The following is a 6259-nucleotide window of genomic DNA, read 5'->3' as shown; positions in this document are numbered from 1 at the left end:
CCCCCCCCTTTTTTTTTTTAATCATCCGCCCCCCCCCTACATCAACACACGGTTTATCGCCGCCCGCGCCTGTTGTGTAAAACACACAGCCTTACCCCCGTGCGAGGCCCGGCGCCGCCCCGGCGACGGGCCCCCGGATACGCTCCGAGGTCCCCCGAATGGCCACCCTCCTGTACATCGAGCACGACAACGGTGCGGTTCGCGACGCGAGCCTGAAGGCGCTCACCGCCGCCACCCAGCTCGGCGCCCCCGTCCACGTCTTGGTGCTCGGCTCGGGCAGCCACCCGGCGGCGGAGGCCGCCGCCAGGCTGGAGGGCGTCGAGAAGGTGCTGGTCTCCGAGGACGCCGCCTACGACCACGCCCTGGCCGAGCCCACCGCCGCCGGCATCGCCGCCATCGCGAGCGCCTACGACGTGGTCATCGCCGCCGCCTCGACCACGGGCAAGAACGTCCTGCCCCGCGTCGCCGCCCTGCTCGACGTCGCCCAGATCTCCGACATCATCACGGTGGTCTCGCCCGACACGTTCGAGCGGCCGATCTACGCCGGCAACGCCATCCAGACCGTGCAGGCGACGGAACCTAAGAAGGTCATCACCGTGCGCACCGCCGCGTTCAAGGCGGCCGTCGAGGGCGGCGCCGCCGCCGCCGTCGAGGCCGTGTCGGCCGCGGCCCCGGCCCCCGGCGGCTCGACCTTCAAGGGCGAGGAGATCGCCAAATCCGACCGTCCCGAACTCGCCGCCGCGCGGATCATCGTCTCGGGCGGCCGCTCCCTCGGCTCGGCAGACAAGTTCAAGGAGCTCATCGAGCCCCTGGCCGACGCCCTCGGGGCCGCCGTCGGCGCCTCGCGCGCGGCGGTGGATGCGGGCTACGCCCCCAACGACTGGCAGGTCGGCCAGACCGGCAAGGTGGTGGCGCCCGACCTCTACGTGGCGGTGGGCATCTCCGGCGCGATCCAGCATCTGGCCGGCATGAAGGACTCCAAGGTCATCGTCGCCATCAACAAGGACGAGGACGCGCCGATCTTCCAGGTGGCGGATTACGGCCTCGTCGGCGACCTGTTCCAGGTGGTGCCCGAGTTCCAGGCCGAACTCGTCAAGGCCAAGGGACAGTAAGACCAAGGGCCAGTCAGATCAGGGGACACTCGTCCGGCCCCGGCCGGCCCGGCGCGGAGAATAAGCTCCCGTGCCGGGCTGCCCTGGACCCGGAAATGGTCTAAGATTCTGGTGCGACGCGCGTTTTCATAGCCGCAGACCCGCCCTGCCCCCGGATGGCTCCGGCGACGGGCGGGCAGCGCTTCGGGGGTTTGGATTCACCGCAATGGGCATCGATATCAGGACCGTCGGCATCGTCGGCGCCGGGCAGATGGGCAGCGGCATCGCCCATGTCTGCGCCATGGCGGGCCTCGACGTCCGGCTGAACGACCGCGACCCCGCCCGCATCCGCAGCGGCCTCGCCACCATCGACGGCAACCTCGCCCGTCAGGTCGCCAAGGGCACGATTCCCGAGGAGCAGCGCCGCAGCGCCATGGCGCGCATCGTCGGGGCCGAGACCTTCGACGACCTCGCCCCGTGCGACCTCGTCATCGAGGCGGCGACGGAGGACGAATCGACCAAGCGCCTGATCTTCAGCACCCTGTGCGCGTCCCTACGCCCCGACGCCCTCGTCGCCACCAACACCTCGTCCATCTCGATCACGCGGCTCGCTGCCTCCACGGACCGGCCCGAGCGCTTCATCGGCATCCACTTCATGAACCCGGTGCCGGTGATGCAGCTCGTCGAGCTCATCCGCGGCATCGCCACGGAGGACCCGACCTACGAGTCGGCGAAGGCGTTCATCGCCAAGCTCGGCAAGACCTCGACCATGTCGGAGGACTTCCCGGCCTTCATCGTCAACCGCATCCTGCTGCCGATGATCAACGAGGCGATCTACACCCTCTACGAGGGCGTCGGCTCGGTGGAATCCATCGACACGGCGATGAAGCTCGGCGCCAACCACCCCATGGGCCCGCTCCAGCTCGCCGACTTCATCGGCCTCGACACCTGCCTGTCGGTGATGCAGGTGCTGTACGAGGGCCTGGCGGATTCGAAGTACCGCCCCTGCCCGCTCCTGGTGAAGTACGTCGAGGCCGGCTGGCTCGGCCGCAAGGTCAAGCGCGGCTTCTACGATTACCGCGGTGAGACCCCGATCCCGACCCGCTGACCGTCGCGGGGCGGCGGATGGCCGCCCGGCTTGGGCGGGTGAAGCGCGGATGGGTTTTCCTCAAGCGCTCGGACGCGTGTCGGACCGCTTCGACGGATCGCGGCGGGCTCCCTCGCCGTCCTGTCAGGGCGCCGCAAATGATGGTCGCGACCTGAAGCCGCCGCAGAAGAGGGTTGTCGAACAAGCACGGCCCCCGCGCGCATCCCCTCGCCCCGCCTGCGGGGAGAGGGCTCTGCCGACCTTGTCGTCGGCAGAGCGAGGCGGCAGCCGGAGGTGAGGGGGCGAATCCGCGTGAGACTCGTCCGGAATCGCCCCCTCACCGTCGCTGCGGCTTCGCCTTCGCTCGCCGCAGGCACGACGGGGTGCCTGCGGCCCTCTCCCCGCAGGCGGGGAGAGGGGATGCGCGCGGGCGCTCTGCGCAACGAGCCAGGGGCTGCCGCAGGCTGAAGCGGGAGCCCGTCGCGGTTCATCGGCCCTCCCCCGCCCCGCGAAGCCGCCGGACGGGACGCCGCGGCCGCACGCAAGCACAGATCGTTCGGTAGGAGGCTACACCCATCCACGTCCCAGGGATAAGTTTAATCCCAGTCCCGCAACTCCAGCACACGAAAACGATTCTTCTCCAAATCCCCAAATCTTTGCAAGTCGATCCGGGTCCCGTCCGATTGCGTTGGCCTCGGAACGAATCTAACACCTTCCCCAGGCGCACGCCCCGACCGCGAACCGGCCTCGATGACGCCGGCGGGCATGCGACCGATCTGGACCCGTCTTGGGTTGGACGGCACCGGGGATGGCATGACGCGCGGACGCACGAGCCTGCTGGCGGGCGTAGTCGGGTTGATCGGGGTCCCGGTGGAGGCGGCGGAGCTGCCGGGGGAGCGCCGGAATGGGCCGGCCGAGGCGGTCCGGATCTGCCCGGCCTCCGGCACGGGGTTCTTCACCCTTCCGGGGACGGACACCTGCCTGCGCGTCTCTGGCCGGGCGCGCTTCGAGTACGCGTTCCAGAACGCCTACAGCCGCAACTCCGCCGGCGACATCAGCGGCTACCAGTCCCGCGCCCGCATCAACTTCGACGCCCGGACCCAGACGGATTACGGCGCCCTGCGGGGCTTCACCCGCATCGACGTGGGCAGTCGGACCGGGTTCGCCACCATGCATGCGGGCGCGTTCAACCGGATCGGCAACGCGTTTCCGGCCACCGGCGTCGACACCGCCGGCCGGGTCCAGCAGCAGGTGACCCTCGACAAGGCCTTCGTGCAGTTCGCCGGCCTCACCGCCGGGCGGGCCTCGTCGTTCTTCGATTTCTACGCCCACGACTTCGAGTTCATCGTCGCGTCCATGGGCTCGAACATCCCCTCCACCAACCTCGCCGCCTACACGGCGAAGCTCGGCCGGGGCTTCTCGACCACGCTCTCCATCGAGGACCCGCATTTCCGCCAGACGGCGGTCTATTCGAGCCAGAACGCCCGGCCCCTGACGCCGGGCCTCGACGGCGGGTTCGCGGCCCGCGCCGTGGCGCCGGTCTTCGTCGGGTCCGGCGCCGACGGGGCGCCGACGGGCATCGGCTTCGTCGACGCGGCCCAGCGCAGCCGCGTGCCCGACCTCGTCGGCGTGCTGCGCTACGACGACACCTGGGGCGCGGCCCAGGCCTCCGCCGCCCTGCACGAGGTCGGCCCGGGCGCCCTCGACCGCGACGCCTATCTCGGCACCCACCTCGGCGCGCCCGCCTCCCCCGGCAACAGCCGCGACGCCGGCCGCGCGCCCGCGGCCTACGGCTTCGCCGTCCAGGGCGGCGTGAAGGTCAACCTGTCGGCCCTGGCCCCCGGCGACACCCTCTACCTCCAGGCCGCCTACGGCGAGGGCACCGCCCTCTACACCGGCCTGCCGGCCTATGTCGGCCCCTACGCCCAGGCCGCCACGGCGATCCAGGGGGCGCCGTTCTCGCAGTTCCTCAACGACGCCGTGCTGAACCCCCTCACCAACCGCCTCGAACTGTCGACGAGCGTCTCGGCGACGGCAGCCGTGCTGCATTACTGGACGCCGTCCGTGCGCTCGGCCGCGTTCGGCTCCTACGGCCGCATGACCTTCGCTCCGGGCGCGCGCCGGGCCCAGGGCCTCGCCTCGGCCGTGACCGGCACCGGACCGGGCGTGCCCGGCACGCGGTTCTTCGACCTGAGCCAAGTCCTGCGGGATTCGGACCGGTTCGTCGTCGGCGCCAACCTGATCTGGTCGCCCGTGAAGGAGTTCGATATCGGCGTCGAGGCGATCTACACCCGCTACGGCGTGCAGAGCGGCCGCGTCCTCGACCTCAGCCGGGTCCCGACCCCGAATGCGGGCTTCGTCAACGACCCCGCCAACGCCGTCGCCACCGTGACCGGCGTCGACGCGGTCCAGATCCGGGCCCGGGTGCAGCGGGATTTTTGAAAGTCCGCTCCCACGAAAAAGGCCGGCCCCAGGGGGACCGGCCTCATGTTCCACCGTCCGGACGCTCAGCGGGCGGAGTTGGTCGACGGCTGGGTGTTGGCCGGGACGGTGCTGCCGGTGCTGGCGGGCATGTCCGACTTCAGGCCGTTGTTCGGCTGGGCGGCGGCGGCTGGGTTCTGGGCGCCGGCCTTGGTCTGTGCCGCGTAGTCCGGCGGGGACTGCGAGCCCTGCCACGACATCAGGCCGACGATGGCCACCGCCAGGAGGGCGAGGCTGCCGAGCAGGACCGCGAGGACCGGCTTGCCCTTCTTGCCCTGACGGGATTCCTGTCCGTGAAGCTGCTCTGCCATGAAACCCTCGTTGATGGCGCCGACCCCGCGGGGCCGGACGCGCGAATCCGTGATGAAGGTCAAACGCCGGGTCGGATCGGGAGTTCCTGAGCTCAGCGCCCGGTCACCAGCATGATCTTGCCGAGGTGCGCGCTCGATTCCATGAGTTCGTGGGCTTTCGCCGCCTCCTCCAGGGGGAACGTCGCGTGGATGACCGGCCGGATCGTCCCGGCCTCGAGCAGCGGCCACACGTCCCGGGCGAGCCCCCGCGCGATGCCGGCCTTTTCGGGTTTCGGCCGGGCCCGCAGGGTGGCGCCCGTGAAGGTGAGGCGCTTCATCATGATCGGCGTCATGCTGAAGGCGTCGACCTTGTAGCCCTGCATGAAGGCGATCTGGACGAGGCGCCCCTCGATGGCCAGGGCCGACAGGTTCTTCGCCAGATACGGCGCGCCCACCATGTCGAGGATCACGTCGACGCCGTTGCCGTCGGTCAACGCCTTCACCCGCTCGACGAAATCTTCTTCGCGGTAGTTGATGGCCGCTTCGGCGCCGAGGTCGACGCAGAACGCGCATTTTTCCGCCGAGCCCGCCGTGGCGAAGACGCGGGCGCCGTGATGCTTGGCGATCTGGATCGCCGTCGAGCCGATGCCGCTCGACCCGCCATGGACGAGAAACGCCTCGCCGGCCTGGAGCCGGCCGCGCTCGATCACCGTGGAATAGACGGTGAAGTAGTTCTCCGGGATGCCGGCCGCCTCCACCAGGGACAGGGGCGCCGGGCGCGGCAGGCATTGGCCGGCCTCGGACACGGCGAACTCGGCATAGCCGCCGCTGATGGTCAGCGCGCAGACCTCGTCGCCCAGGGAAAACCCCTCGGCGCCCTCGCCCAAGGCCACGATCCGCCCGGCGACTTCGAGGCCGGGGATCTCGGTGGCGCCCTTCGGCGGCGGATACTTGCCCTCGCGCTGCTGGATGTCCGGCCGGTTCACCCCCGCCGCCACGACTTCGATGAGCACCTGACCCCGCCCGGCCTCCGGCAACGCCACCGTCTCGACGGCCAACACCTCCGGCCCGCCGGCGGCGGTGAACCGGATCTGGCGCATGGTTTTGGGCAGGTTTTCGGGGAGGCTGGCGGTCATGGCGGGGTTCCCTTTGGCGAGACCCGTCATGTGCGGTGGGGTGGGGTTTTGGCAAGGGATGGGGGTTTTCAGGGATCGGTTCGCACAGCCTTCGCGCATCGCCCTCACTTGAAGTATCGATAGCTTTTGGGGGAGCGCAAATCTAAAATTTAGGGCTTATCCACGTGGACCGCC

General features: G+C 70.0%; 5 protein-coding genes. 3 read left to right on the top strand and 2 right to left on the bottom strand.

What is annotated here, in order from left to right; all coding sequences use genetic code 11:
- Positions 1 to 158: 158 nt before the first annotated feature.
- The 3 genes from FV218_RS14165 to FV218_RS14150 all read left to right on the top strand — a co-directional run bounded on the left by FV218_RS14165 (position 159) and on the right by FV218_RS14150 (position 4620).
- Positions 159 to 1112: an FAD-binding protein gene (locus FV218_RS14165; RefSeq protein ID WP_056095597.1), complete on the top strand. Its 954-nt coding sequence runs from the start codon at positions 159 to 161 to the stop codon at positions 1110 to 1112.
- Between the two features lie 205 nt (positions 1113 to 1317).
- A complete protein-coding gene (locus tag FV218_RS14160) occupies positions 1318 to 2199 on the top strand; it encodes a 3-hydroxybutyryl-CoA dehydrogenase (RefSeq protein WP_056095600.1) in 882 nt (293 codons plus the stop codon).
- Between the two features lie 792 nt (positions 2200 to 2991).
- Positions 2992 to 4620 (top strand): porin, encoded by a 1629-nt coding sequence (locus tag FV218_RS14150; protein ID WP_147710256.1) that lies wholly within the window; start codon positions 2992 to 2994, stop codon positions 4618 to 4620.
- A 65-nt stretch (positions 4621 to 4685) separates the two neighbouring features.
- Here the strand turns inward: FV218_RS14150 and FV218_RS14145 are convergent, their stop codons facing one another.
- Together FV218_RS14145 and FV218_RS14140 are read right to left on the bottom strand one after the other, a co-directional pair.
- Complete coding sequence (locus tag FV218_RS14145; RefSeq protein WP_147710254.1) at positions 4686 to 4970, bottom strand: hypothetical protein; 285 nt, start codon at positions 4968 to 4970, stop codon at positions 4686 to 4688.
- 92 nt (positions 4971 to 5062) lie between these two features.
- Positions 5063 to 6085, bottom strand: coding sequence for an NAD(P)H-quinone oxidoreductase (locus tag FV218_RS14140; RefSeq protein ID WP_147710252.1), 1023 nt, complete (start codon positions 6083 to 6085; stop codon positions 5063 to 5065).
- Between the last annotated feature and the right edge of the window lie 174 nt (positions 6086 to 6259).

Source organism: Methylobacterium sp. WL69, assembly GCF_008039485.1.
Lineage (GTDB): Bacteria > Pseudomonadota > Alphaproteobacteria > Rhizobiales > Beijerinckiaceae > Methylobacterium.
The sequence above is the reverse complement of the archived record's forward strand: the minus strand, read 5'-3'. Positions and strand labels throughout refer to the sequence as shown.